25 protein-coding genes are annotated in these 25297 nt (G+C 53.4%); 10 read left to right on the top strand and 15 right to left on the bottom strand.

All coding sequences use genetic code 11. The features are described from left to right. Positions 1-26: 26 nt before the first annotated feature. Positions 27-1355, bottom strand: coding sequence for an amidase (locus tag JXQ85_RS02925; protein WP_421747349.1), 1329 nt, complete (start codon positions 1353-1355; stop codon positions 27-29). A 48-nt stretch (positions 1356-1403) separates the two neighbouring features. Between JXQ85_RS02925 and JXQ85_RS02920 the strand changes: the two genes are divergently transcribed. Continuing rightward, complete coding sequence (locus JXQ85_RS02920) at positions 1404-2654, top strand: UbiH/UbiF/VisC/COQ6 family ubiquinone biosynthesis hydroxylase (RefSeq protein WP_421747470.1); 1251 nt, start codon at positions 1404-1406, stop codon at positions 2652-2654. A gap of 3 nt (positions 2655-2657) precedes the next feature. Here JXQ85_RS02920 and JXQ85_RS02915 read toward each other — a convergent pair whose 3' ends face one another. The 5 genes from JXQ85_RS02915 to JXQ85_RS02895 all read right to left on the bottom strand — a co-directional run bounded on the left by JXQ85_RS02915 (position 2658) and on the right by JXQ85_RS02895 (position 6219). After that, positions 2658-2840, bottom strand: coding sequence for a Trm112 family protein (locus JXQ85_RS02915; RefSeq protein ID WP_421747348.1), 183 nt, complete (start codon positions 2838-2840; stop codon positions 2658-2660). Then, positions 2837-3472: an LON peptidase substrate-binding domain-containing protein gene (locus tag JXQ85_RS02910; protein WP_421747347.1), complete on the bottom strand. Its 636-nt coding sequence runs from the start codon at positions 3470-3472 to the stop codon at positions 2837-2839. The genes JXQ85_RS02915 and JXQ85_RS02910 overlap by 4 nt, the downstream gene beginning before the upstream one ends. A gap of 27 nt (positions 3473-3499) precedes the next feature. Beyond that, positions 3500-4414, bottom strand: a complete 915-nt coding sequence (gene trxA, locus JXQ85_RS02905) for a thioredoxin (protein WP_421747346.1) — start codon at positions 4412-4414, stop codon at positions 3500-3502. 74 nt (positions 4415-4488) lie between these two features. Continuing rightward, positions 4489-5277, bottom strand: a complete 789-nt coding sequence (locus tag JXQ85_RS02900) for an exodeoxyribonuclease III (protein WP_421747345.1) — start codon at positions 5275-5277, stop codon at positions 4489-4491. A gap of 255 nt (positions 5278-5532) precedes the next feature. After that, positions 5533-6219, bottom strand: a complete 687-nt coding sequence (locus JXQ85_RS02895) for a response regulator transcription factor (protein ID WP_421747344.1) — start codon at positions 6217-6219, stop codon at positions 5533-5535. Positions 6220-6380: 161 nt separating this feature from the next. Between JXQ85_RS02895 and ribA the strand changes: the two genes are divergently transcribed. Both ribA and JXQ85_RS02885 read left to right on the top strand, forming a co-directional pair. Further along, entirely contained in the window at positions 6381-7472 is a 1092-nt protein-coding gene (gene ribA / locus JXQ85_RS02890; RefSeq protein ID WP_421747469.1) for a GTP cyclohydrolase II, read from the top strand. 5 nt (positions 7473-7477) lie between these two features. Next, a complete protein-coding gene (locus tag JXQ85_RS02885; RefSeq protein WP_421747468.1) occupies positions 7478-7978 on the top strand; it encodes a L,D-transpeptidase family protein in 501 nt (166 codons plus the stop codon). Here JXQ85_RS02885 and JXQ85_RS02880 read toward each other — a convergent pair. Continuing rightward, on the bottom strand, positions 7969-8622 hold the full coding sequence (locus tag JXQ85_RS02880) for a YggS family pyridoxal phosphate-dependent enzyme (protein WP_421747343.1): 654 nt from the start codon (positions 8620-8622) through the stop codon (positions 7969-7971). The genes JXQ85_RS02885 and JXQ85_RS02880 overlap by 10 nt on opposite strands. Before the next feature lie 109 nt (positions 8623-8731). Beyond that, a complete protein-coding gene (locus JXQ85_RS02875; RefSeq protein ID WP_421747342.1) occupies positions 8732-9556 on the bottom strand; it encodes a porin in 825 nt (274 codons plus the stop codon). 291 nt (positions 9557-9847) lie between these two features. On the opposite strand from JXQ85_RS02875, the gene JXQ85_RS02870 reads away from it, so the two are divergent. Continuing rightward, a complete protein-coding gene (locus tag JXQ85_RS02870; RefSeq protein ID WP_421747341.1) occupies positions 9848-10351 on the top strand; it encodes a DUF3576 domain-containing protein in 504 nt (167 codons plus the stop codon). A gap of 16 nt (positions 10352-10367) precedes the next feature. Here the strand turns inward: JXQ85_RS02870 and JXQ85_RS02865 are convergent, their stop codons facing one another. Further along, the gene (locus JXQ85_RS02865) at positions 10368-11627 is read right to left on the bottom strand and encodes a glycosyltransferase (protein WP_421747340.1); all 1260 of its coding nucleotides are present in this window, start codon (positions 11625-11627) and stop codon (positions 10368-10370) included. A gap of 170 nt (positions 11628-11797) precedes the next feature. Here JXQ85_RS02865 and leuS point away from each other — a divergent pair, with 170 nt between their 5' ends. From leuS to JXQ85_RS02845, 4 genes are all read left to right on the top strand, one after another. Further along, a complete protein-coding gene (gene leuS / locus JXQ85_RS02860) occupies positions 11798-14368 on the top strand; it encodes a leucine--tRNA ligase (RefSeq protein ID WP_421747339.1) in 2571 nt (856 codons plus the stop codon). Further along, positions 14355-14852, top strand: a complete 498-nt coding sequence (locus tag JXQ85_RS02855; protein WP_421747338.1) for a hypothetical protein — start codon at positions 14355-14357, stop codon at positions 14850-14852. Before leuS ends, JXQ85_RS02855 begins: the two co-directional genes overlap by 14 nt. Next, on the top strand, positions 14849-15874 hold the full coding sequence (holA, locus tag JXQ85_RS02850) for a DNA polymerase III subunit delta (protein ID WP_421747337.1): 1026 nt from the start codon (positions 14849-14851) through the stop codon (positions 15872-15874). The genes JXQ85_RS02855 and holA overlap by 4 nt, the downstream gene beginning before the upstream one ends. 90 nt (positions 15875-15964) lie before the next feature. Further along, positions 15965-16849 (top strand): SRPBCC family protein, encoded by an 885-nt coding sequence (locus JXQ85_RS02845; RefSeq protein ID WP_421747336.1) that lies wholly within the window; start codon positions 15965-15967, stop codon positions 16847-16849. Between the two features lie 5 nt (positions 16850-16854). Here JXQ85_RS02845 and JXQ85_RS02840 read toward each other — a convergent pair whose 3' ends face one another. The 4 genes from JXQ85_RS02840 to mutY form a co-directional block, all read right to left on the bottom strand. Next, complete coding sequence (locus JXQ85_RS02840) at positions 16855-18012, bottom strand: TIGR03862 family flavoprotein (protein WP_421747335.1); 1158 nt, start codon at positions 18010-18012, stop codon at positions 16855-16857. Further along, positions 18009-19331: a mechanosensitive ion channel family protein gene (locus JXQ85_RS02835; RefSeq protein ID WP_421747334.1), complete on the bottom strand. Its 1323-nt coding sequence runs from the start codon at positions 19329-19331 to the stop codon at positions 18009-18011. Before JXQ85_RS02835 ends, JXQ85_RS02840 begins: the two co-directional genes overlap by 4 nt. 146 nt (positions 19332-19477) lie before the next feature. Further along, positions 19478-20611 (bottom strand): alkane 1-monooxygenase, encoded by a 1134-nt coding sequence (locus tag JXQ85_RS02830; RefSeq protein WP_421747333.1) that lies wholly within the window; start codon positions 20609-20611, stop codon positions 19478-19480. A 63-nt stretch (positions 20612-20674) separates the two neighbouring features. Continuing rightward, positions 20675-21736 (bottom strand): A/G-specific adenine glycosylase, encoded by a 1062-nt coding sequence (gene mutY / locus JXQ85_RS02825; RefSeq protein WP_421747332.1) that lies wholly within the window; start codon positions 21734-21736, stop codon positions 20675-20677. A gap of 86 nt (positions 21737-21822) precedes the next feature. On the opposite strand from mutY, the gene JXQ85_RS02820 reads away from it, so the two are divergent. Both JXQ85_RS02820 and JXQ85_RS02815 read left to right on the top strand, forming a co-directional pair. Next, positions 21823-22323 (top strand): DUF721 domain-containing protein, encoded by a 501-nt coding sequence (locus tag JXQ85_RS02820; RefSeq protein ID WP_421747331.1) that lies wholly within the window; start codon positions 21823-21825, stop codon positions 22321-22323. A 14-nt stretch (positions 22324-22337) separates the two neighbouring features. After that, positions 22338-22994, top strand: coding sequence for a DsbA family protein (locus tag JXQ85_RS02815; RefSeq protein ID WP_421747330.1), 657 nt, complete (start codon positions 22338-22340; stop codon positions 22992-22994). Positions 22995-23029: 35 nt separating this feature from the next. On the opposite strand, the gene lpxK is transcribed toward JXQ85_RS02815, so the two are convergent. Then, positions 23030-24040, bottom strand: a complete 1011-nt coding sequence (gene lpxK, locus JXQ85_RS02810; RefSeq protein WP_421747329.1) for a tetraacyldisaccharide 4'-kinase — start codon at positions 24038-24040, stop codon at positions 23030-23032. After that, complete coding sequence (locus tag JXQ85_RS02805) at positions 24040-25257, bottom strand: 3-deoxy-D-manno-octulosonic acid transferase (RefSeq protein ID WP_421747328.1); 1218 nt, start codon at positions 25255-25257, stop codon at positions 24040-24042. Before JXQ85_RS02805 ends, lpxK begins: the two co-directional genes overlap by 1 nt. Positions 25258-25297: the final 40 nt, after the last annotated feature.

The raw sequence follows: 25297 nt of genomic DNA, 5'->3' as shown, positions 1-25297 counted from the left end.
GCAAGTTGTGGCATTTCAGCCGAGCATTACGCCAAGCCGCGCTCCACTGCAGACGCGGTGCGCAAAAGCCGTGCTTCTCCAAAGGGTTGCCCAAAAATCATCAATCCAGCACTTGGTGTGCCGGTCGGCAAGGACACGCTACACAGGCCCAGCAGATTCCCAATTCTTGTATTGCGCAGCGCAAGTATATTTTCAGTCACGTAATACTCGTGATCGCTTTGCAATCTCTCCAGATTTGGCGGCATGATTGGCGTTGTGGGGCATAAAACTCCGTCATATCCAGCGACTCGGGCATGCCACCTGTCGCGCGCTTTCTCTAAGGTTTGCCAAGCTGCCACATAATCAGCGCCCCCTACATGCACGCCTGAACGGAACCGTTCGAGAATCTCAGCAAACATCAAATGAGGATTGGCCTCAATCACACTTTTCCAAGTGCCGTAGGCCTCTGCGGTGAACAGCGTTCCGGTCAAACCCATGGCCCACTCAACTTCCGGAGCCTGAATGCGATCAATGATTGCACCAGCAGCCTCAAGACGTGCCACAGCAGAATTGAACGCATCCAATGGCGTCTCGCGGACATCATCTAAAGCGATCGTTTCTAACACAGCAAAATGCTTGCCAGCGATGCGCGCCGCTTTCAGATCAACCACCTGATTACCGGTCAAAGCAGAAAGCGCATAAGCGGCGTCTTCAACGGTTCGGCATAGGGGACCAACAGTATCAAACTTAGGGCATAGCGGCACGGATCCCGCATTAGAGACCAAACCCCAAGTTGTTTTCAGGCCCACCAAATCATTCCATGCAGATGGAACACGTACCGATCCACCGGTATCGGACCCAATCGCCATCGGCGCCAATCCAAAAGCCACCGATGTAGCGGCGCCAGAGCTGGACCCACCCGGCACGGCACCTGCGTCGTTTACACAAGGCGGCGTCGCGGTAATGGGATTTAACCCAAGACCGGAAAAGGCAAGTTCAGACATATGGGTCTTACCCAAACACACCAACCCAAGTTGCGTTGCAATTTTCACAACCTCTGCATCGGCCTCTGGAACGCGATCTTTCAGCAAGGCAGAGCCTGCTTCTGTTGCCACGCCCGCTGTATCAAAAAGATCCTTCCAACTGACAGGAACACCGTCCAAAGGAGACAAGCGCTGCCCTGCTCGTGCGCGCTCTGCAGCTGCTTCTGCTTCTGTTAGTGCACGTTCGTGTGTCACCTGGGCATAGATGCGATCCCGCAAATCATGACTGTCGATGGCACCCAGAAACGCCTGCGTCAAAGCCACCGGATCAATGGCACCGTCACCGATGCCGCGCCCCAGCTCTGCTGCACTCATTTTCAACCAGTCAAACATGATCTGCTCCGTCCTCACGATTTTCAAACGGTAGCGACCCTTATGCGCATGGACAATCCGAAACACATTCCCATATTGAAGATTATGGAATTTGATAGCGACATCGTCATTGCAGGTGGAGGTCTGAACGGCCCCGCCTTGGCTTTGGGCCTGGCCCAAAAAGGATTTTCAGTGACTATGGTTGATGCGCGACCGACCCGCGCGCGCGCTGAAAGCAATTTCGACGGGCGCGGTTATGCCTTGGCGCTTGCATCCAAACGGTTGCTCGATGCGATTGATGTTTGGGGTGACGTCGCTGCGGATGCTCAACCCATGCTGGACATCAAAGTCAGCGATGGCCGCGCAGGCGACGGCCCCTCCCCTTTCTTTCTGCACTTTGATCATGCGGAGCTAGAAGAAGGCCCGATGGGTTTTATGGTCGAAGACCGCTACCTCTATCGCGCCTTCCTGAAAGCGGTTCAATCAGAGTCGCAGATCACAACAATCAACGAAGATAGCGTGATCGCACAGGATATATTTGCAGATGGCGTGACGGTCACACTGCAATCAGGCAAAGCCTTGAACGCCCAGCTCTTGATTGGTTGTGATGGTCGACAAAGTGGCGTTGGCAAACGTGCAGGGATCAAACGCACCGGCTGGGGATATGGGCAAACCGCATTGGTCTGCGCCATTGAGCACGAGCTGCCCCACAAGGGCATCGCGCATCAATTCTTTATGCCGCCAGGGCCGCTTGCGATCCTCCCGCTACCAGGCAATCGCAGTTCAATCGTGTGGACGGAAACAGATGAAACCGCGCAAGCCATCCAAGGGTTAAGCGATGAAAACTACATAGAAGTTCTTAAGCCACGGTTTGGTGATTTTCTCGGGGATATTTCCTTAGCAGGAGCGCGATTTACCTACCCACTCGGCCTGACTGTTGCGAATAATTTCGTAGCTGAGCGCGTTGCTTTGGTCGGAGATGCAGCTCATGGAATGCATCCAATTGCGGGCCAGGGCCTGAACGCTGGTCTGCGCGATGTAGCGGCAATGATTGATGTCTTGTTTGATGCGCGTCAGCGTGGGGAGGACATCTCTAGCGAGCTTGTGCTCAAGCGCTACGAAGAATGGCGCCGCTTTGATACCCAGACACTTGTGGCGGCCACGGACCTGAGCAACAAGATTTTCTCGAACGACAATCCTCTGCTGCGGTTCGGGCGTGATATCGGTCTTGGTGTGATTAATCGCATGCCTGTGGCGCGTCGCGCCTTTATCCGCGAAGCTGCGGGATTGACGGGCGATCTGCCTTCTTTGATGCGGTAGGATTCAGTCCAGTTCCTTGGCTTCATCGATCAACATGATCGGAATACCGTTGCGGATCGGATAAGCCAAAGAAGCCGCTTTCGAGACCAACACTTGCTCTGCTGCATCATACTCCAAACGGGTTTGCGTTTGCGGGCAAACCAGAGTTTCCAGCATTTTTGGGTCAAATGTTCCGGTATCGCTCATTGCATCCGATCCTCTGCATCGCCGCTTAGCAGCGAAAATTCCAAAAGTGTGGTCAAAATCGCGCGACGTTCCGCGAGTGATTTTGCCTCTAACAATGCCTGCTTATCCTCAACCTGCAGTTCCAGCAACATCGCAAGCGAGTTGATCAGCATTTCATCATCAGCCTCTTTCAATGTCTCCCAATCGGTCGACAGATTTTGCGTATCAAAGTACCGCTTCAGCAGGGAGAGAAATCCTGCCCTCTGGAAATCCGTATCTTGTTCATGCGCCCCAAGATCACGATCATAATCCTGCCAATCTACCAAACAGCGGCGATAGGCTTGAAACCCAGATTCTTCACGCAAAACCCTAAACCGAGAGACCCCCGCCAAGGTGATCATATATCGCCCATCGTCCGTTTCTGAGAACTGAGACACACGCCCTGCGCATCCAACCATATGGAGCTTGGCATCATTTTGCGGCAGGGGTTGAACCATGCCGATCAAGCGATCCCGGGTCTTCAGGCAATCATCCAGCATGGCCAAATACCGCGGCTCGAAAATATGCAACGGCAAGCGCGCCCGTGGCAGCAATAATGCCCCCGGCAAGGGGAACACCGGCAGCATATCGGGTAGGTCAGCGGCTTTGAACATGCCTGAAAGTCTAGCGTGTCGCGCCGATTAGGCAAATATCATAGAGCTCAGGCGGCGACGGCCATTCAAAACGATCGTATCTTCTGGCTTCAAAGCATCGAAAATTGTGAACAGCTGAGTTTTCGCAGCGCCATCGTTCCACTCTCGGTCACGACGGAACAATTCCAGCAATTCATCCACGGCAGCTTCGGTTTCACCAGCCGCATGCAGCGCCTGAGCGAGGTCAAAGCGCGCTTCATGATTTGCAACATCCGCCTCGACCGCCGCGCGCAATTCAGCAACAGGCCCCGCATTTGCAGCCTGACGTGCCAATTCGATCTGCGCACGCACGGCTTCGATTTCTGCAGCATCCGCGATTTCCGCTGGTACGCCGTTCAAAACAGCCTCGGCTTCGTCTGCATTGTCAGATGCAAGGTGGCATCGTGCGAGCCCAGCAAAAGCCACAGCGTTATTTGGGTCTTCGCCAATGATCGCCGCAAAGGTTTGCGCCGCATCCGTGATAGCACCCTGCTCAAGCATTTCCTCGGCAGCTTCCAAAGCTTCGCCAAGACCATCATCCGCTTCGCCGCCACCCTGCTTAACGACTCGCTCCACAAACTCTTCGATCTCGCTTGGAGGAACCGCTCCTTGAAAACCGTCAATCGGCTGACCTTTGAAAAAGGCAAAGACAGTCGGAATGGACTGAACACGCATTTGACCTGCGATCATCTGGTTTTCGTCGACGTTGACCTTCGCCATTTTGACCGCGCCTTTGGCTTTGGTCACAGCGGCCTCAAGAGCAGGGCCCAGAGTTTTGCACGGGCCACACCATGGCGCCCAGAAATCAACGATGACAGGGACTTTTTGTGAAGCCTCAACGACGTCCTGCATAAAGGTCGCCTCGCTCACATCTTTGATCAGATCATCCGCTGGCGCTTCGGCGCCCTGTCCAAGTTCGAACATGGTCGTTCATCCCCAAATTAATACTTGCGCCTTATATGGCCCCTAATCCCCGGTCTGCCAAGGTGGCAGATCACTCAGAGGTCAAAGGTCGCAAAGACTGGCGCGTGGTCGCTAGGTTTTTCCCAGCCGCGTGCATCGCGCAGAACACGGCTTGAATGACCAGCATTTGATATATCAGCTGTGGCCCAAACGTGATCCAAGCGCCGCCCTTTATCAGCGGCATCCCAATCTTTAGCGCGGTAGCTCCACCAGCTATAAAGCAGGCCTTCCGGAATATCCTGCCGCGTTACATCCACCCAATTCCCAGCGTCCTGTGTTTCCGCCAAATGCTCGACCTCGATCGGGGTATGGCTCACAATCTTCAGTAGTTTCTTGTGGTCCCAGACATCATCTTCGCGCGGAGCGATATTCAAATCCCCGACAAGAATAGATTTTTCAGGTTTTTCGGCTTTGAACCAATCTCGCATGTCTGTGAGGTAATCGAGCTTCTGACCAAATTTCTCATTGATCTCACGATCGGGCTTGTCGCCGCCGGCTGGCACGTAAAAGTTGTGGATGGTCACACCGTTCTCAAGCTTGCCCGCAATATGGCGGGCATGACCGAGCTGTGCGAAATCTTCGCTACCCGCTTCTTCCATCGGGATCTTAGACAGGATCGCAACCCCGTTGTACCCCTTCTGTCCACGCGCAACCATATGGGTGTAGCCAAGCGCGCGAAACCCCTCGAGTGGAATGAGATCCACAGGGCTTTTACATTCTTGAAGACACAGTACATCCGGCGCCTCTTCACCCATAAGTTTCAACACAATTGGCTCACGCAGACGAACCGAATTGATGTTCCAAGTGGCAAGGGTAAAAGACATGGCGCGCTCCAAAGTTCACGATTTGTGCTAGGTTAAACAAACCCAAACTGCAGCGCCAGATCAAACCGAATTTTGCGGAAAAAAAGAGGTCCGGAACAAGTCCGGACCAGTCCAACAGGGAGGTACATATCATTACCCGGATATGCACGGGATCTCTTATGTCACCTACATGGGTGCCATGAGTGCCTTTGCCAAGTCAACATAACCAGATTCTTTTAATAAATGGTGTTGCAAAGGCGACTCATCCAGCGGTTGTCACGACACCAGTCGGTAACCACCACTTTCGGTGACCAGCAGGCGTGCATTCGAAGGATCAGGTTCAATCTTTTGACGCAGGCGGTAGATATGCGTTTCCAATGTATGGGTGGTTACACCCGCATTGTAGCCCCAGACCTCATGCAGCAAAACATCGCGCGCGACGACACCATCGGTGCTGCGGTAAAGGAATTTAAGAATGTTGGTTTCTTTTTCGGTTAGACGAATTTTACGATCATCTTCGGTCACCAACATCTTCGTGGCAGGTTTGAACGTATATGGTCCAAGCGTGAATACGGCATCTTCGCTTTGCTCATGCTGACGCAGCTGAGCGCGAATACGAGCCAAAAGAACAGGGAATTTGAACGGCTTAGACACATAGTCATTTGCACCAGCGTCGAGACCCAGAATGGTGTCTGCGTCAGTGTCATGCCCGGTCAGCATCAAGATGGGGCTTTTGACGCCCTGCTTGCGCATGAGGCGGCACAGTTCGCGGCCATCAGTATCAGGCAGGCCGACATCAAGGATCACAAGATCGTATAAACCCTCTTTGGCGCGCGCCATGGCGTCGCTGCCATTGCCAGCTTCAAAGACGTCAAAGTCTTCGGTCATCACCAATTGTTCTGATAGTGCCTCGCGCAGATCGTCATCATCGTCTACCAGCAGAATTCTCTTGAGCTGTCCCATCGGGCGTCTCCGTTTTGTGTTTCCTAACACTTGCGCGCCGAAGGTGGCATTCTCAAGGTATGCTGCAATAAATTCACGCCGTCGTGTAAATGCGTGTGGAAATGTTTCACATTGCTACAAAAACAGCTACATCTGGCGCGCTGACGCACATTGAGGATCGCATGAATTTTGCACCTGACATTCTGGAACGCCTGGCCCGCGCCCGCGCAGATTTGCGCATGGGGGTGCCGATCCTGGTACGGGATGAAACACAAGCCTTTCTGGCTCTCGCGTCAGAAACGCTTGATGATCAAAGGCTTACATCAGCGAAATCCCTGTCAAACGAATTGGTGCTAGTTCTAACGGCACGCCGTGCTGAGACGTTAAAAGCGCGTGCCTATGACGCAGATCTAGCACGGATTCTGATGCCAAGAGATGCCTCAACAGACTGGGTGCGCTGCGTGTCTGACCCAGCAGACGATCTGAAAACGCCGATGAAAGGCCCCTTCAAGTCGGAACGCACCGGGGGGGCTTCATTACATTTAATGGCGCTGAACTTGGTGAAATCTGCGCAATTGTTACCGTCTGTGGTAATGCTCCCAATCGAAAACGCAGCACAATTTGCATTGGATAACGGATTGACGGTGATTCCAAAGGAAGAAGCCGAAGACCTTCTTTTAGCCTCCAGCCCAATGAATTCGGTGGTCAACGCCCGCTTGCCGATCCAGGCAGCTGAAGCGAGCCGACTACATATTTTTCGCCCTGAAGACGGCGGCGAAGAACACTACGCCATCGAAATCGGTAAACCTTGCCGCAGCCAGCCGGTATTGGCGCGACTACACTCCGCCTGTTTTACCGGGGATATTCTTGGATCACTAAAATGCGACTGTGGCCCCCAGCTCAATGCCGCTTTGGCGCAGATGGGCCAAGAGGGTCACGGCGTGTTGCTCTACCTCAATCAGGAAGGGCGCGGGATTGGGCTGGCCAATAAAATGCGCGCTTATTCCTTGCAGGATCAAGGGTTCGATACGGTTGAAGCCAATCACCGGCTTGGCTTTGAAGATGACGAGCGAGATTTCAGAATTGGTGCCAACATACTCAAAGAACTTGGGTTTAGCGATGTGCGCCTACTGACCAACAATCCCCGCAAGATCAAAATGATGGAAGACACCGGCATCAAAGTCGCGGAGCGAGTGGAATTGAAGGTCGGCGAAAACGAATTCAATAGAGCTTACTTGGCAACAAAGGCCGCAAAGTCTGGGCATCTGCTGTGAGTGAAATGGTGCTGACACCAACGGGCGTTCGCTTTATGGGTCGCCATTTTCCTTGTGTGATCGGAAAAGGCGGCATTAAAACAGATAAACGGGAAGGCGATGGCGCAACACCAACAGGCCAGCACCGTATTGTTGGAATGCTTTATCGCCCCGATCGCATCTCGGCCCCTCAGCCTTGGGCGCGCCCAATCGGCACCATGGATTTATGGTCAGATCATAGCGGAGACGTTGATTACAACACTTTGGTGCGCCGCCCCTATGCCAAAAGCCATGAGGTCCTGCGCCGAGCTGATCCGCTCTATGACCTCGTTCTGACAACCGATTACAACTGGCCAAAGGCAACGCCCGACAAAGGTTCTGCGATCTTTATTCACCAGTGGAGACGCCCCGGGTTTGGGACTGAAGGCTGTATCGCCTTTAGACGAGATCATCTGCGCTGGATCGCCGAACACATTCAGCTTGGCACCGTAGTGACGGTTCCAGAGGGTTTAGCCGCTCAGCCGTAGTCGCGTTCACCAAATATGGCAGATCCAACACGAACATGAGTTGCGCCCAAGGCCACAGCTTTTTCAAAATCGCCGCTCATTCCCATAGACAGCCCTTCAAGACCATTTCGCTCGGCGAGCTTTTTGAGCAAAGCAAAATGCAAACTGGCTTCTTCGTTTGCAGGTGGGATGCACATCAAACCGACGACCGGCAAATCCAACGCGCGACATTCGGCTATGAAATCATCTGCGTTCAGAGGCAGAATACCCGATTTTTGCTCCTCTTCGCCGGTATTCACCTGAATGAAAAGATCCGGGCAGTTCCCAAATTCCTGAGCTAATCGCGCCAAAGTCGTCGCCAATTTTGGACGATCGACTGAATGGATGGCCTCAAACAAGGTCATAGCTTGGCGGGCTTTGTTGGTTTGCAAAGGTCCAAGCAGGTGAACTTTAGTGTCTTGGAAGGTTTCGCGGAAAGCTGGCCACTTCCCCGCCGCTTCCTGCACTTTGTTTTCACCAAACAGGCGATGGCCTTCGTTCAAAACTACTTCAACGCGGTCATTCGGCTGCACTTTGGAAACCGCGATCAGCTGCGTGCTGCCCGTTACACCACCTGCAGCGGCCTCAGCCTTATGAATGCGGGATTGGATTTCAGAAAGAGACATATGCGGAGCCCGTGAATTTCAATTGAGGCGCACAAAACATCAATTGCAGGCAAAAGAAAAGGGCAGGTCCGAAGACCCGCCCTAAATAGGTAGCTTCTAGTTCTAAGAATTAGAACTTGAAGGAGATACCCAGGTCAGCAACAGTGTCGTCTGCAGCGTTTTGGCCGATACCACCAGCAAGGGTAGCGCCGCCCAGATCGTATGCAACACCGATACCGTAACCGTCACCAGCTGCGCCAGCGTCTGCGTAAACAGCAGTTACAGTAACGTCACCAGTTGTGTAGGAAACATCGACACCCATGCCGTCGTCTGCTGCACCATCGTCTGTGTTCCAGAATACGTTCGCGGAGATCGCACCAGATGTGTAACCCAGAGTTACCAGAGTGTACTGCTCGTCAGCTGCTTCACCGAAGCCCAGTGCTACGGAGAATGCGTCGAAAGAAGCAGAACCACCGATTGCCCAGTCGTCGTTAGAAGAGTCTACGGAAGCTGCAACTTTGATGTCGCCGAATGCGTAGTCAACACGAACGTCGTGAGAACCGAAGCCCAGACCATCAGTGATTTCTGCGATGTTGTCGATGCCGATGCCATCGTAGCCAACGTCTTTCAGACCACCTTGGTCAGCTGCTTCGCCGATTTCACCAACAGTCAGTGTCAGACCGTTGTACGCAACGAATACTTCTGCGTCAGAAACTGTACCAACAGTAGTTACGGAGTCGTCGGAAGAACCGTCCAGATCAACGGACGCACCGAAAGACAGGCCGCCATCAGTTTCACCAGTGCCAACAACGTTGAAGTCGATTTCGTTGTGAACAGTTGTGTCTGTGCCGTCATGCTTCAGACCCATGTTTGCTTCACCAGTGATGGTGATTTCAGCTGCTGCAACACCTGCGGTCATAACCAGCGCGGTGGAAGCGAAGAGAACTTTTTTCATAGTCTATCCCTCGGATTTCAAAATTCTGCCCCAGCCCGGATCATCCGGAAAGGGTATGACGAGGGTTTCGCTTTTTTCGGGGGTACTTTGCAAGCACGGCAAACACGTCGCCGACATTGCGCCCAAAATTTGATGCATGTTTGTCACACTTACCGTAACCAGAGGGAAAGTTTGGCAGGTTACCGCCCATTCCCGCACATCACATACGTTATATAAGCATAGGCAAAAAACCTTGCTCTGCCATGCTAGCTTAGCTAGGACGGTACAGAACTGGGCATATTGGGCATTATCATGACTATTAAATCCGCTGCAAAACTGACGATTCTTAGTGTCGCACTAGGCGCACTTGTCTCCTGTGGCAGTTTGCGCGGAGGTGGGAATTCCGATTCTTACGGACAAGATGGTGCCAGTTCCGACCCGACAAATCGTGCGATTCCAGTTCAAGAACGCGGCACGACAATCTGGGATATCTTTAAGAAAGATAATACCGACATCACCGTTAAGGTGAACAAGTACATTTGGGCTGCTTCACTCGAAGTGCTCGATTTCCTTCCAGTCGATTCTATCGATCCATTCTCAGGCGTGATCACAACCGGCTTCGGGACACCTCCCGGTGGCGGTCAATCTTATCGTGCCACTGTTTTGGTGCGTGATCCGGCGCTCGATGCGCGCTCTCTGCATGTGTCATTACAAAAACGTAACGGACGCGCCGTTGCTGACAGCACTGTCCGGGCCGTCGAAGACGCGATTCTGGCACGCGCGCGCCAGCTACGCATTCGTGACGGGCGCTTCTGAAGCCTCTCGGAAAACTCTAGATTTCTGTGCCACCGGGATTCGACGCAGCCAAAACGTCGATCCACTCCAGTTGGCGCGGCAAACAAGCCGTTTGAAGATCGTATTTTGAGACAATCAAATCGCGTGCTTTTGCCCCTAAACGGCTGCGAGCGGTTCGGTTGACCAGCAGATCGCAAATCTCTGAAACAAGCGCGTCTTGGTCAAAGAAATCCACCAACCTCCCGGTCTGATCGTGCTGAATGACTTCGCGGACAGGTGCTGTATCGCTCGCTACAATGGGCGCACCTATGCTCATCGTTTCTAACAACGACCATGACAAAACAAATGGGTAAGTCAGGTAAACATGCACAGTGGCCACCTGCAGCATGCTGATGAACCGTTCATAAGGCAGCTTGCCAACAAAATGCACACGCCGCCAATCCGCCTCCGAGATCTGACCGCGCACCTCATCAATATAAATCTGCTTCCAAGACTGTCCCCTTGGCGCGGCAGTCCCATATGAATGCCCATCTCCGCCAACGATCACGACCTGCGCATTCGGACGTTGTTTTAATAGGTTTGGCAAAGCGCGCATAAAAACATGGTAACCGCGGTAAGGCTCCAGATTGCGGTTCACGAAGGTCACGACCTCATCGGAAGTTGTCAATAACAACGCGTCATTGACCTGAAACAACGCGTCAGGATTCGGAGCCGCTTGAGCTGTGTCGATACCATCATGGATGACCGAAATCCGGTCCTGATACTTCTGTGGAAAAGTGCTGGCCTGATATTGTGTCGGACTTATTGCCATATCCCCGAGCGGATAATGCAGGGCGTTGTTTAGATTTTTCAGCCGCAGGCGCAAAGAATCATGCGACCCAGCTGGTTTCGGGAATTCTGGATCAAAACCGATATCGCCAGCTTCCCCTTGATAAAAAAGCTCATAATAAAGGCCGATGCGGGCCTTAGGCCAAACGTCGCGCAGAAACATGGCCTCTCCCCAGCCGGGATGAGCAACGATGATATCTGGATGGAACCCGCGATCCTTCAAGTCCTGCGCCGCAAGCATGCATGCCTCTGCCCGTATGACTTTGGTATCAAGATCCTGCAGCCACGGATGGGTCTCACTGCCCTGCTGACGGCGAATAGAATAAGGCAGTACATCCACGCCTTGCCAGCGTGTGGCCTCCTTCACTCGCAAAGTCAGTGCTACGCAGCGATGACCTTTTGCCGCCAAGGCAGGGGCAAGGTTTTTAAATTGCCCTGGAAAATTTTGATGGATGAAAAGGATGTTCATTAAGATCACACGCCTGAAATCGGTTTCCAACCGTTATAGTCACGTCCTTTCACACTGCGAAACCGCAATTTTTCCCTATTGCACTGGACCAACCGGGCCCTGCGGCCTATCACCTTCGCGACCAAGCCCCACAGCGTAGGGCAAAGACATTAACAAAAGGGTACATCCGCATGACGCGCTACACCCCCGCAGAGATCGAAGCAAAGTGGCAGGCAGCCTGGGATAAGGCTGACACCTTCAAAGCCGTGCGCGATGAAAACAAGCCGAAATACTACGTGCTCGAGATGTTCCCTTACCCCTCTGGCAAGTTGCACATGGGCCACGTGCGCAACTACACCATGGGTGACGTGATCGCGCGCTATAAGATGTCGACCGGCCACAATGTGCTACACCCAATGGGCTTTGACGCGTTTGGCATGCCTGCGGAAAACGCGGCAATGGCCTCCGGCGGGCACCCGAAGGATTGGACCTATTCCAACATCGACACGATGGTTGATCAGATGAAGCCGCTGGGCCTGTCGCTTGATTGGTCGCGCATGTTTGCAACCTGTGACGTCGAATACTACGGCCAGCAGCAGGCGTTGTTCCTCGATATGTTGGAAAAAGGTCTGGTTTACCGCAAAAACGCAGTGGTGAACTGGGACCCGGTTGATATGACCGTCTTGGCGAACGAGCAGGTTGAGAACGGCCGTGGCTGGCGCTCTGGCGCATTGGTTGAACGCCGCGAGCTGACTCAGTGGTTCTTTAAAATCTCTGACATGTCGGACGAACTGCTGTCGGCGCTTGATGGATTGGAGAACTGGCCCGCCAAGGTGCGCCTGATGCAGGAAAACTGGATCGGCAAATCGCGCGGTCTACAGTTTGGTTTTGAGCGCACTGATGGCGAAGCGCCGATTGATGTCTATACCACCCGTCCAGACACACTGATGGGCGCGTCCTTTGTTGGCATCTCGCCTGACCACCCAATTGCCAAGCAATTGGAAAAGGACAATCCAGAGGTCGCGACTTTTGTTGCGGAATGTCGCAAAGGTGGCACCACTGAGGAAGCCATCGAGACCGGCGAGAAACTGGGCTACGACACCGGCATACGCGTGAAGCACCCGCTTAATCCCGATTGGGAACTGCCGGTCTGGATCGCGAACTTCATCCTGATGGATTACGGCACAGGCGCGATCTTCGCTTGTCCGGCACATGATGATCGCGACTTTGAATTTGCGACCAAATACGACCTGCCAATCATTCCCGTGTTTGAACCTGCCAATGGTGATGCTGTTGAAGGCGCCTACGTGCCAGGTAAAACCGACAAGGTGAACTACGTCAAAGGCTTCAGCGCTGCAGGCGAGATTACCGGCGAAGAAGCTGTGAATGCCGCAGTTGATGCAGCCGAAAAAGCGGGCTGGGGCGAAGGTGTGACCAAGTTCCGACTGCGCGATTGGGGCCTGTCGCGCCAGCGCTACTGGGGCTGTCCAATTCCGGTTGTCCATTGTGATGACTGCGGCGTTGTTCCTGAAAAGAAAGAAAACCTGCCAGTTGAACTGCCTTACGATGAAGACGGCAAAGCCATCGACTTCTCGGTTCCGGGCAACCCACTGGACCGCCATCCGACATGGCGTGACTGCACTTGCCCGAACTGCGGCAAGCCAGCACAACGCGAAACCGACACGATGGACACATTCGTGGACAGCTCTTGGTATTTCGCACGCTTCACAGCGCCACGCGCCGAAACGCCAACCGATATGGCGGACGCTGACTACTGGATGAACGTGGATCAATACATCGGCGGCATCGAGCACGCGATTTTGCATCTGCTTTACTCTCGCTTCTTTGCGCGGGCTATGAATATCACCGGCCATTTGCCTGATACTGCAAAAGAGCCATTTGATGCGCTCTTTACCCAAGGCATGGTGACTCACGCGATTTACAAAAATGCTGAACGGACGGACGACAACGGCCGCGCGATCTATCATTATCCGAATGAAATCGAAGAGCGCGACGGTGAAACGATTGTCAAGGAAACCGGTGAGAAGGTCACCGTGATTCCTTCGGCGAAAATGTCCAAATCCAAGAACAACGTGGTCGACCCGCTGGCGATCATCTCTGCTTACGGCGCCGACACGGCACGTTGGTTTGTTCTGTCTGATAGCCCTCCAGAGCGCGACGTTGAATGGACTGCATCCGGCGCAGAAGCCGCGCACAAACACCTGAACCGCGTCTGGAACCTTTGTGACAAGATCGGCGCGATGGACCCAGAAGCAAAGGGCCAAGGCGACGAAGACCTGCTGCGCGAAATGCACAAGGCAATTCGTGACGTCACTTTGGGCGTCGAAAGCTTCGGCTTTAACGCAGCCATCGCGAAACTCTATGGTTTCACTGCGACACTAAACAAATCCAAAGCGGGCGCTGCGGCGCAGAAGCAAGCAATTATGACGCTTGCGCAACTGATGTCCCCGATGACGCCACACTTGGCGGAAGATATCTGGGCGCATCAAGGAGGCGAAGGTCTGGTCGTGGATGCTCCTTGGCCGGTGGCGGATGAGGCAATGCTGGTTGAGGCCAGCGTGACTATGCCAATCCAAATTAACGGCAAACGCCGCGCGGAAATCAGCGTTCCGAAGGACATGCCAAAGGAAGAGGTTGAAAAACTGGCGCTGGCGCAGGAAGCTGTGGTCAAAGTGCTGGATGGGGCCCAGCCTAAAAAGTTGATTGTTGTCCCTGGTCGGATTGTGAATGTCGTCATTTAATCGCCGCTCGGTCCTCTTGATGTCCGCAAGCTTGCCTTTTGTGGCGGCTTGCGGATTTGAACCGGTTTATGGGCCGAACAGCGCAGCCACTCGGCTGCGCAACGCCATTCTGGTGGATGAACCCAAAACAGAAGATCAGTTTGAACTGGTGCGCCAGTTGGAGCATCGCCTCGGTGCTGCAGACAATGCGCGCTTTGGACTTTCCGTGGCTTTGGATATCCGCGAAGAGGGCGTTGCCTTAACTTCGGACAACCGCACCACACGGAAAGAAGTCATTGGCGCAGGCACCTACGCCTTGCGCGATCTTTCCACGAAAGAAGTTCTGCTTTCTGGTAAGGTCGATAGCTTCACTGGCTACTCCACCACAGGTACCACGGTGTCCGAATTGGCGTCGCGACGTGATGCGCGCCGACGGCTGATGATCATTCTTGCAGACCGGATTGCCACGGAAATCATCGCCAGTTCAGACATTCTGCCCGCATGAAATTAAACGCTCGCGACGCCAGCCGTTATTTCGGCAAACCCGATCCGGACCGAACCGGCCTTTTGATTTACGGTCCCGACGCGATGCGCGTCGCACTTAAACGCCAAGAGGTCATCGCCGCCCTTATCGGCCCTCAAGGCGAAGAAGAGATGCGCCTGACCCGCATTCCAGGTGCTGAGCTACGCAAGGATCCGGCACGTTTGGTTGATGCGATCAAATCCGTATCCTTTTTCCCGGGCCCACGTGTGGCATTTGTCGAAGACACAACAGACACAGCAGCCCCTGCAATCCTCGCAGCACTTGAAGACTGGGCACCTGGTGATGCGCAGATCATTGTCTCTGCAGGTCAACTCAAAGCCTCTTCAAAAATTCGCAAAGCATTTGAAGGGCACAACAATGCCTATGCCGTCGGCATTTACAACGATCCCCCCAGCCGGGAAGAGATCGAAGCCGAGCTGGCCAAAGCGGGTCTAAGCCAAATCGACACCGAGGCGATGACCGATCTATCAAACTTGTCCAAAGAGCTCGATCCTGGCGACTTCAGGCAAACGTTGGAAAAGCTCGCACTTTACAAACATGACGACGCAACTCCCGCAACATCAGACGATGTGTCGGCCTGCGCACCAACCTCAACCGAGGCCGCATTGGACGACGTGCTGAACATTGTCGCAGAAGGCCGCGCGCAGGAAATTGGGCCTGTTATGTCGAAGCTTCAGGCCCAAGGCACCCAGCCCGTCGGGCTTTGCATTGGTGCCACCCGCCATTTCCGCGCGCTCTATACTGCTGCCTCTGATCCTGGCGGCGCATCGCAGGGTATTTCCCGCATGCGCCCACCAATCTTCGGCCCCAGACGCGACCGTATGGTGCGACAGGCTTCCGGTTGGGGAGCCCCCAAACTGGAACAGGCATTGACCATTTTGACCGATACTGATCTGCAACTGCGCAGCGCCGGTCAAAACGCACCAGCCATGGCCCTTGTCGAACGTGCCCTGCTGCGCCTTGCCATGCTGGCGCGCCGCTGAAAAGATCTGCATTTTCCTTACCCTATAGGTAATTGAGATCATTCCGTCTGATGCGCCACTCTTGCTGTAATTCTGCAAGAGGAGACATCTATGTCTGACCAAGCCACCGCACGCAAATTTCTATTGGCCAATGCGTCCTTTTCCATTCTGACTGGCATAACTTGCCTTTCAGCAGCTGCTCCGATCGCGGGCTTGCTAATGTATGCATCCCCAGATTGGATGCCTTTGGTTCTGCGCTTAATGGGCCTTGGACTACTGAGCTTTGCGCTCATTGTCGGAAGTATCGCACTACACCCTCGCCTATCGCGATTTTGGACAATGCAAATTGTTCAGGCCGATCTTGGCTGGATTGTGGGGACAGCAGTCTTAACCTGGCTTTATGCAGAATCCTTCACCACCTTAGGTCTTTGGGTCCTCTGGAGCGTCGCAGCCCTCGTTATGATATTCGCACTTGGGCAATATCGGGGTGCGAAAGGCATCAAACCCGCCACGACCGATGTGACCTTCGCGATTGACGAGGGGACACTGGTCGCATCAACACGCCGCAAAGTAAAAGCGCCCCAGAATGTCGTATGGCAGATCATCAATGACCATCCTGCTTATGCCGATGTGGCCGACAATATCTCGAAGGTCGAGGTGATCGAAGGGGATGCGATAGGTATGCAGCGCAGGTGTTATGGACCCCATGGGGAGAACTGGACGGAAACCTGTGATCTCTATGAAGAAGGGCGCCTCTATGGATTTACGGTGCACACCGAAGCGGACAGCTACCCCTATCCATTCGAAACCGTTCAGGGGCGTTGGTCGGTCAATGGCGAAGGCACTGACAGCGAATTTTTGATCGAGATCTTTGTCAAAGCCAAAGGCAATGCCTTCGCGCGCGCCATGTTTAACAAATTGGCCCCCTCAAAATTCAGCGGGCTACTTGAACGGTTGGGAGATCGCTGGGCGGACCGGATGGAAAAGGCGATCTAGTTTATTCAGCGCGCCAGCCATTCGGACGCGCGCTGTCCCGCCCATAACCCGGTTGCAAGACAAGCGGTCAATAAATAGCCACCAGTCGGCGCTTCCCAATCCAGCATTTCGCCTGCCGCGAAAACGCCGGGTTGGGATTTTATCATCAGGGTCTCGTCCAGCGCATCAAACGACAACCCGCCGGCTGTCGAGATCGCTTGATCCATTGGACGTGTGCCTTGCAGCAAAATCGGCAACGCTTTCATCAATGGCGCAATATCGTCGGGCAATGGCCGTCCAAACTCCATCAGCAAAGCTTGCTTCACAGGATCCAGTTTCAGGCGCTTGCGCAGGTGATTGGCAAAACTGGCTTTGCCCCGTGGGGCATCCATACGCTTGCGTATCTCACCTTCGGTTAAATCGGGAAACAAATCGACTATCAGCGCGGCGCCGTCCCGGACGTATCGAGACACAGCATAAACGCCGCCACCCTCAATACCGGTTTCAGAGATAACAAACTCACCCCGGCTTTGGTGTTTGTCTGCGATCAAGCGCACGCCTTTTACGGGTTGGCCAAAGTGCTTTTCCATGTGATCCGACCAAGCAACTTCAAATCCCATATTCGTGGGTTTGATTGTCTTTATTGGCACGTCGACATTTTCGGCCCAGCCCCCGTCGGACCCTAAGCGCGCCCAACTAGAACCACCACATGCCAGTACAATAACATCTGCAGAGAGTGTGACACGCCCCTCCAGCGTTTCAAAGATATATCCATCATCGCTACCAACCCAACGGTGGCGCGTTTTAATCTGAACGCCCTGATTTGCCAATTTCGCAAGCCAATTTCGCAACAGTGGGGAGGCTTTCATAACTTTTGGAAAGACGCGCCCTGTGGATCCAGAGAACATCTCTTGTCCCAAGCCTTCGCCCCATTGAGTAGCTTCAGCTGGCCCATAGGCAGAGATCATCGGAGTCAGTTTTTCACGCGCCTCTTCGTAGGCCTCCAAGAACTGTTCAAGCGGCTCGTCTTTGGTCAGGTTCAAACCTGACTTTCCCGCCATCAAAAACTTTCGTGCAACGCTGGGCTTGGCCTCAGCAATGGTCACCCGATGACCCGCTGCTGACAGGGCATCAGCCGCCATCAGCCCAGCGGGCCCAGCCCCAATGATCAAGGCAGTTTTCATTTTGAAAGGTCTGGCACTTGGCCTTTGAATTCCACCACACGATGTGGATAAGGAATTTCGATGCCATTGTCTTTCAGCGCATTCCAAACTGCGAAAAGCACCTTAGGCGTGAATTTATTTTTGCCGTCATCGATCCCGTTGACCCAGAACTCCACCGCAAAATCGATGCCAGAATCGCCAAACCCGCGCAGTTCACAATCTGGCCCGTCCGGGTCATCCAACACAAAATCAAGCTTTGCAACGGCAGCTTCAATAATTGCAGGCACCTTATTGATGTCGGTGTCATAGCTGACTGAAAACAGTGCTTCGTAGCGATTGGCCGATCCGCTGTCAGAGAAGTTCACGACACGTGTGGTGATGAAATCCTCGTTGGGCACGACGATCCAGCGCCCATCAAAGGTCTCTAGGATCGCGGCCCGGGCGGTCATTTTCACGATGGTGCCCGCTTCGCCGCCATCAAGTTCGACGTAATCGCCAACAGTGGCCTGACCTTCCAAAAGCAGGATCACGCCTGAGATAAAGTTACTGGCAATCTTTTGTAGACCAAAACCAAGACCGACACCGATAGCGCCACCGAGCACAGCGAGTGAGGTCAGTGAGATGCCCATGATGTTCATCAGCAAGAGGAAGGCGATGCCGAAAATCGCGATTTCGCTGGCTTTGAGCGCCAACTCACGCATCGCCGGGCGCATCTCGGATTGGTTCTTAATGAAAGCGGTAGATTGCGTATTGGACCAGCGACCCAGCCAAAAGATAACGCCACCCACAATGGCAAATCGCGCAAGGAACAGAAGTGAGAAGCTAAGGTTACCAAGAGGAATGACAGTAGTATCCAACTTGGCCATCACTGGGCCAAGAAGCCCCAATGCGTAGACGGCCGCCAGAGGGATCAACAGGTACTTTCCAAGCACTTTCAGGAAAGAATCCTGCACCACTTCTTTTACGAGAATACGCACTGCAAGGAATAGGAATACACGTTTCCCAAATGCGATGACTGCGCCTGAGCCAAATATGCTGCGCGTGATATTTTCGCCTACTCCGATTAACGCAAAGGCAACAAGCGGCAGCACCAATGGCACAAATTGCAGAACAAACCGGCGAGCTTTGGCGAAAATGGATTGGTTTTCAGCTTCAGGGGACAACAGTTTTGTCAGGATTGGTTTCAGGCGACGGCTCACCCAAAGAGCCACCAGAAAGGCACCAACCAGAAGCGCAAATTGTGACCAAGCCGCCGGACTGAGCAGCCATTCCTTTGCGATGGCTAATCCCTGATTCCAATAGTCCAACATTTGAACCACGATCTCTGGTTGATTTTCCATACCCGCACCCTTCGACGTTTACCCCACCTATCGTATTCTCATGCCCAATCTGCAATGAAAGCTCAAGAAAAATAGGGGGCCTGCCACTCTCGGTGAAACTTTCAGCTGCACCATTCACCCCTAGGTGATTTCACCAATATAAATGACTAGCGCGGCAAGGGGTTGGTGGCGTTTTTATAGGGCAGCCAATCGGTGACATGCGGATAATATTGCTGCCGCCATGCGCGCACTCTAGGGTTCATAACCCGGCGCCAGATCGGTGGAACCATCGCAGCCATGGTCATGATCGGATAGCCATAGGGCAGTTGCGGTGCCTCGTCGGTGGCATAGTTCTGCAAGAGTGGAAAACGACGATCTGGTTTGTAGTGGTGATCCGAATGGCGCTGCAGATTGATCAGCAGCCAATTAGAAGCTTTATGCGCCGCGTTCCAACTGTGATGTGGCTTCACATGTTCATATTTGCCATCACCAAGGTGCTCACGGGTCATGCCGTAGTGTTCGACGTAATTGACCAATTCCAGCTGCCACACAGCAACAAAGGCTTGCAGTAGAAACAGCCCTAGCCCAGCCCAACCGCCAATGATCAGGGCCAAGAACAGCATGAATGCCTGTAGGGACCAATACCGAAAAAATGGATTTCTGAGCGAGGTCCATGGCAATTGCGTACGCTGCAACAAACTCTGCTCAGCCTGAAATGAGCTGATCATTGACTGTTTTAAAACGCGCGGGAAAAACCGGTGAAACCCTTCATTGTAGCGCGCTGTGACTGGGTCCTTTGGGGTTGCAACATATCGATGATGCACCAACAGGTGCTCGCTGCGAAAATGGGAATAAAGCACCATAGACAGCAGAATATCCCCCAGCCAGCGTTCTACACTATTACGTTGATGCATAAGTTCATGGCTGAAGTTGATGCCGACCGTGCCTGTCATCACGCCAACACCAAAGAAAAGACCAGTGATCTCAAGCGTACCGAGATGTGGGGCATTCAGCGCATAGGCCATCACTCCAAACAACGTTACAAATTGCAATGGGGGCCAAATCAGGGTGACAAACCGATGCCATTTTAGCGCTGAATCAGGTGTATTGGGATCTAGATTTTCCAAATTAAGCCCTGTGAGGGCGTCCAGAATGGAAAACAGATACCAGGTCGCCAAAGGCACGCACAGCAACCACCAACCGCCAAAAAATGCACTAAGCCAAACCAAAGGAAGTAACAAAAGCGGGAGCCAAAACGGCAAAGCGCTTTTGAGGTTTGCGGCTGGAATATCATCTGTCATGGCGGTTCCGCTCTGCTCGATCACACATGTTTTTTGGCATCATGGGGTGCAAACGAGTCTGGATCAATTGTCAGTATTGGCTAACGTCAAGTCAAAGGCCTTGCGCATGACTGTGGGTAATTCACTTGGTTTGAATTCGGCTTGAGGCATAAATTCACCTTGTTTTGGTGCGCGATCCATCGGTACCAAGGCGGTTTTCACGATCAAACGCAGATGAAAATGCGTAAAGGTGTGCCGCGCTTCTGTGTTCAGGGTTTTCCATTCGGCGCGAATTGGTTGAGCATGATCCGGCGCCTCACCTTCTTGCCAGTCAGATCCCGGCCAACCCAGCATCCCGCCAAGCAATCCCTTGTCCGGTCTCCGTTCCAGCAAAATTGCCCCATCCACGCGACGTGCAAGATATACCGTGCCAAATCGGGTTGGCTTAGGCTTTTTTGGGGTCTTCTTAGGCAATTCAGCAGCAGTTCCAGCACGCCGGCTTTTACAAGGGGCCCGCCATGGGCAAATGCCACAGGCCGGATTTTTCGGAGAACAGATCGTAGCACCAAGGTCCATCACGGCCTGTGCATAATCTCCCGGCCTTTGCTGCGGGGTGAGTGCCGCAGCATAATCGGTCAGCTCTGGCTTTGACGCAGGCAGCGGAGTGTGCACATCATAAAGCCGTGCCATCACACGTTCGACATTGCCATCTACGACAGTCGAGGCGCGATCATAGGCGATGGCGCTGACTGCTCCGGCGGTATAGGGCCCAATACCCGGTAGCTTAATCAGAGCGTCATATTGATCCGGGAACACTCCTCCTAGGTCAATTGAAACCACACGGGCACATTTAAGAAGATTACGGGCGCGGGCGTAATACCCCAGGCCGGCCCACTCGCCCATCACATCTGCATCTTTGGCTGCAGCTAGGTCCTGAACTGTGGGCCACCGCTTGGTGAAGCGCAAGAAATAGTCCTTAACGGCCGCAACGGTCGTTTGTTGGAGCATGATTTCAGAGAGCCAGATTCGATAGGGGTCCGGCATGACTCCCGCCTTGCGATCCGCCGGGCTGATGCGCCAAGGCATCTTGCGGGCGTTGTGATCGTACCATTCTAGCAAATCAGCGGCTTTTGGCTGTTCACGCAACTGTTATACCCTCGGTTACAAACTGACTCTGGTCATGGCGGTTATGCGCTTTAGAATAGCGCGGAACGAAAGGATGCAAGCCCCAGATGCGAAAATCGTCACACAAAGGCTTTCAACGGACATCGACCCTGTTGCGCGACCGCATTCGCAAGACGGGCGAAACACGTGGATTTGCTGTCACACGTGTGCTGACGCATTGGGCGGAAATCGTTGGCGAAGACACTGCAGCGATTTGCAAACCGGTTGATGTCAAATACGGTCGCAAAGGATTCGGGGCCACGTTGACTTTACTAACCACCGGCGCTCAAGCGCCTATGCTTGAAATGCAAAAGGAAAAGCTACGCGAGCGGGTGAATGCTACGTATGGCTATAACGCGATCACGCGCATGCGGATCACTCAGACCGCACCGACGGGCTTTACTGAAGGCCAGGCCCAATTTGCACATAAGCCAAAACCTGAGAAACCACAGCCCAGCGCGCAGGTCGTGCGTGAAGCCCAAGAGATGGCAGCACCTGTCCAAGATACAGGCTTGCGCGATGCGCTTGAAAAACTCGCCTCCAACGTATTATCGAAATCCAAAACCTAAGGAATTCCTGTCTAATGAACCGTTTGATCCCAATTGCAGTCGCCCTTTTGATCGGGGTTGGCGGTGGTCTGTTCTACCTCTCTCAAAGCAGCGAACCTGCGGTGGCAGAAACAGCAGCTGCATCCACCGACACCGCGACAGCTGACACTTCAGGCATCCAAGAAATGATCTTAGGTGACGCCGATGCGCCAATCACAATGATTGAATACGCGTCATTCACCTGCCCCCATTGCGCAAGCTTTCATGAAAACACCTATCCACAGCTGAAAGCGGATTACATCGACACGGGCAAAGTGAAATTCATCTTCCGCGAAGTCTACTTTGATCGTTTTGGCCTATGGGCGTCTCAAATCGCTCGTTGCGGTGGGCAAGAGCGTTTCTTTGGTATCACAGACCTGTTGATGAAATCCCAATCCGATTGGGCGCGTGCGGGTGATCCAGTTGCGATTGCAGATGCGATCCGCAAAATCGGGCGCATCTCTGGCCTGCAGGACGCGGAAATTCAATCCTGTCTGCAGGACGAAGATTGGCAACAAAATCTGGTGGCTTGGTACCAAAGCAATGCCGCCAAAGACGATGTGACCGGCACCCCGTCCTTCATGATCAATGGCACAAAATACAGCAACATGTCTTACTCAGACATGAAAGGCGTGTTGGACGGTCTTCTGTAAATCAAACATCAATTTAACGATGAACGCTCTCGATCTTAGTCGGGGGCGTTTTCTTTTGGCAGCAAGCGCTCCAAGAGAGCATCAATCGGTGCCCAATCTGCAAGCTCCAGACGGACTGGCACAGTCAATACACGGTACCGGAAATTTGGTGGCAAACGCACGGCATCCTTTTCCGTTGTCACCAGTTGCGCTCCAAGTCGTTGTGCATCCGCATCCAGGCGCGTCAACAAACTGCTCGTCAAAGGCTGATGATCATCTAATGCATGGGTTTGCAAAAGCGTTGCACCAAGACCTCGAAGCGTTTGGAAAAACTTTTCAGGATAGCCAATCCCGGCAAAGGCCAGAAACGGAGTGCCTGTCCAATCCATACCAGTTTGTAGCGGTGTCAATTTTGCTTTCGCGTGAGGCAAAGCAATCTGCGAGCCCCATGTTTTAGAAAATGTCGATTGGGCGGCTTCTGACCCAATCGACAACACAAGATCTGCCCGCGCCAATCCGGTGGCAACGGGCTCTCGTAACGGGCCGGCGGGGATACAGCGCCCATTGCCAAAACCACGCTGCGCATCGACCACAATGATCGATGCATCTTTATGCAATGACGGGTTTTGAAACCCATCGTCCATCAGAATGATCTGTGCACCATTCTTTTGGGCCAAGGCAGCACCTGCTTGGCGATTTTTCGCGACCCAGGTGGGTGCAAAGGCGGCCAGCAACAGCGGCTCATCCCCAGTTTCAGCTGCCTTATGGCTCCGCTCATCGACTTGAATTGGCCCATCAAGAGAGCCCCCATATCCGCGCGTTACGACATGGGCTTCAATCCCGCGCGCTTGTAGGCGCTGCAGCAAGGCAATCGTGGTCGGCGTTTTACCCGTCCCACCTGCATTCAAATTGCCAATGCAAAGCACTGGCACATCTGCTTTGAATTCAGCAGGCTTTGAGACACGCTGTCGAGTGGCCTGCGCATAAAGGGCACCCAAAGGTGCGAGCATTCGAGCTTTCATACCCGGCCGTTCGGGTGGACTTTGCCAAAAATCAGGTGCGCGCATCAAGGCGCTCCTTTCTCGTCCATTGCAGCATTCATCTGCGAGATGATCCTATCTGACACCAAAGCGCCTTCAGAAACGACCTCCCAACCTGCATGTACCATTTTAGCGACATTATCAGGTGCAATCAGGCTTGTGACCGATGCAGACAGCGTATCTGCGTCCTTGACGATCCGCGCGGCCCCAGCTTTGGCAAGTCGAGAATAGGCTTCTAAGTGGTGGCGCACACTTGGTCCATAAAGAACAGCTGACCCAAGGGCCGCAGGTTCGTAAGGGTTTCGTCCGCCAAGGCCTGAAAACAGCGAGCTCCCCAGAAAGCTCATTGGGGCAATCCGGTAAAAAACCCCGAGTTCCGCGGCATCTTCAGCAAGCAAAATATGGGTTTTCTCATCCGGCATTTCACCATTGTCCCATAGGCTCACGCGCCAGCTTTGTTCTTCGCATGCAGAAAGCACGGCCCCGGCATCCTGAGGGGTATCAGGCACAATGATCAACAGCATACGAGGCGACAAACGGATACTTGCGCGATGCGCCGCAAAAACTGCTTCAAGTTCTTTGACTTGAACCCGCGCCGCCAACCAAACGGGGCGGCCTTTTAGGGCATCCCCCAAGTCTTCCAAATCAGTCTCTGAATAGTCCAAAGGTGGGCTGTCATCGAGTAATGGCCCGCTGTCTTCCACAGGGCTTGCGATCCCCAAAAGACGACGTAGTTTTTGCGATGCTGGCACATTGCGCGCATAAATACAGTCAAACATTTGCAACGTCGCGCGAAGGGAATCCGGCAACCAGCGCCGTCCTTTGATATCCAGTTCGATTTGATCGGCATCAACCAGAACCATCGGAATTTTTTGCTGCTGTGCCCCATAGATCAAAGCCGGACGAACCCCCGGCCCCACCCATATCATCGCGGCAGGTTGCCAGTGATTTAGGAACTTTGCGACATCGGCCGGGTTTTCGGATGGTGGTTTACAAACGATCACTTCGTTTGGCAGATCATCCGGAGCCTTTGAGCCATGAGGAAGTGTTAGCAACACCTGCGCGTCCTCGCGCTGTGCCGCTAGCCTTACGCCCAATTGTACCAACGGCATTACCTTCTTCGCATCCGCACAGTGCAACCAAACCAACGCGGCCCCAAGGCGTGGCGAAACCTCGGGCTGAAACATCAGCGGCTCTCGGCGAGCCAAAGTCAGATAGGTTGTCAGGGAAAGCGAAGGGGCCATGAAGTCTCGACTATACCGGGCGTGCCGTGAATATCTGCCA

Source organism: Cognatishimia sp. (assembly GCF_049116455.1).
Classification (GTDB): domain Bacteria; phylum Pseudomonadota; class Alphaproteobacteria; order Rhodobacterales; family Rhodobacteraceae; genus Cognatishimia.
The sequence above is the reverse complement of the archived record's forward strand: the minus strand, read 5'-3'. Positions and strand labels throughout refer to the sequence as shown.

Coding starts and splice junctions, on each gene's coding strand:
- JXQ85_RS02925 (WP_421747349.1), bottom strand. CDS start 1,355: ATGTTTGACTGGTTGAAAATGAGTGCAGCAGAGCTGGGGCGCGGCATC.
- JXQ85_RS02920 (WP_421747470.1), top strand. CDS start 1,404: ATGGACAATCCGAAACACATTCCCATATTGAAGATTATGGAATTTGAT.
- JXQ85_RS02915 (WP_421747348.1), bottom strand. CDS start 2,840: ATGAGCGATACCGGAACATTTGACCCAAAAATGCTGGAAACTCTGGTT.
- JXQ85_RS02910 (WP_421747347.1), bottom strand. CDS start 3,472: ATGTTCAAAGCCGCTGACCTACCCGATATGCTGCCGGTGTTCCCCTTG.
- trxA (WP_421747346.1), bottom strand. CDS start 4,414: ATGTTCGAACTTGGACAGGGCGCCGAAGCGCCAGCGGATGATCTGATC.
- JXQ85_RS02900 (WP_421747345.1), bottom strand. CDS start 5,277: ATGTCTTTTACCCTTGCCACTTGGAACATCAATTCGGTTCGTCTGCGT.
- JXQ85_RS02895 (WP_421747344.1), bottom strand. CDS start 6,219: ATGGGACAGCTCAAGAGAATTCTGCTGGTAGACGATGATGACGATCTG.
- ribA (WP_421747469.1), top strand. CDS start 6,381: ATGAATTTTGCACCTGACATTCTGGAACGCCTGGCCCGCGCCCGCGCA.
- JXQ85_RS02885 (WP_421747468.1), top strand. CDS start 7,478: ATGGTGCTGACACCAACGGGCGTTCGCTTTATGGGTCGCCATTTTCCT.
- JXQ85_RS02880 (WP_421747343.1), bottom strand. CDS start 8,622: ATGTCTCTTTCTGAAATCCAATCCCGCATTCATAAGGCTGAGGCCGCT.
- JXQ85_RS02875 (WP_421747342.1), bottom strand. CDS start 9,556: ATGAAAAAAGTTCTCTTCGCTTCCACCGCGCTGGTTATGACCGCAGGT.
- JXQ85_RS02870 (WP_421747341.1), top strand. CDS start 9,848: ATGACTATTAAATCCGCTGCAAAACTGACGATTCTTAGTGTCGCACTA.
- JXQ85_RS02865 (WP_421747340.1), bottom strand. CDS start 11,627: ATGAACATCCTTTTCATCCATCAAAATTTTCCAGGGCAATTTAAAAAC.
- leuS (WP_421747339.1), top strand. CDS start 11,798: ATGACGCGCTACACCCCCGCAGAGATCGAAGCAAAGTGGCAGGCAGCC.
- JXQ85_RS02855 (WP_421747338.1), top strand. CDS start 14,355: ATGTCGTCATTTAATCGCCGCTCGGTCCTCTTGATGTCCGCAAGCTTG.
- holA (WP_421747337.1), top strand. CDS start 14,849: ATGAAATTAAACGCTCGCGACGCCAGCCGTTATTTCGGCAAACCCGAT.
- JXQ85_RS02845 (WP_421747336.1), top strand. CDS start 15,965: ATGTCTGACCAAGCCACCGCACGCAAATTTCTATTGGCCAATGCGTCC.
- JXQ85_RS02840 (WP_421747335.1), bottom strand. CDS start 18,012: ATGAAAACTGCCTTGATCATTGGGGCTGGGCCCGCTGGGCTGATGGCG.
- JXQ85_RS02835 (WP_421747334.1), bottom strand. CDS start 19,331: ATGGAAAATCAACCAGAGATCGTGGTTCAAATGTTGGACTATTGGAAT.
- JXQ85_RS02830 (WP_421747333.1), bottom strand. CDS start 20,611: ATGACAGATGATATTCCAGCCGCAAACCTCAAAAGCGCTTTGCCGTTT.
- JXQ85_RS02820 (WP_421747331.1), top strand. CDS start 21,823: ATGCGAAAATCGTCACACAAAGGCTTTCAACGGACATCGACCCTGTTG.
- JXQ85_RS02815 (WP_421747330.1), top strand. CDS start 22,338: ATGAACCGTTTGATCCCAATTGCAGTCGCCCTTTTGATCGGGGTTGGC.
- lpxK (WP_421747329.1), bottom strand. CDS start 24,040: ATGCGCGCACCTGATTTTTGGCAAAGTCCACCCGAACGGCCGGGTATG.
- JXQ85_RS02805 (WP_421747328.1), bottom strand. CDS start 25,257: ATGGCCCCTTCGCTTTCCCTGACAACCTATCTGACTTTGGCTCGCCGA.